The sequence below is a fragment of the Mycobacterium simiae genome (genome assembly GCF_008370645.1).
Taxonomy (GTDB): Bacteria; Actinomycetota; Actinomycetes; order Mycobacteriales; family Mycobacteriaceae; genus Mycobacterium; species Mycobacterium simiae_A.
Genome location: NZ_VTZN01000650.1, coordinates 1 through 257, shown reverse-complemented (window position 1 = coordinate 257; position 257 = coordinate 1). Strand labels below are relative to the sequence as shown.

The following is a 257-nucleotide window of genomic DNA, read 5'->3' as shown; positions in this document are numbered from 1 at the left end:
TTTCGGACCAACGTCGAAGGCCTGCGCCATGTGCTCGATGTTGCCAAAGAGGCGAAGCTGCATAGGTTCGTGTTCACCAGCACGTATGCGACGGTGGACCGCCGGCGTGGACATGTGGCGACCGAGCAGGACCGGATCGGGTCACGCCGGGTGAGTTCCTACGTCCAGTCCCGGGTTCAGGCCGAGGACCTGGTGATGCGCTACGTCGCCCAGTACGGGTTGCCCGCTGTAGCCATGTGCGTCTCGACAACCTATGG

1 protein-coding gene is annotated in these 257 nt (G+C 63.0%); it reads left to right on the top strand.

Translation table 11 applies throughout. The features are described 5' to 3' along the window. A partial coding sequence (locus F0Q45_RS27255) for an NAD-dependent epimerase/dehydratase family protein (RefSeq protein WP_149656730.1) occupies positions 1 to 257 on the top strand: 257 nt, incomplete at both ends.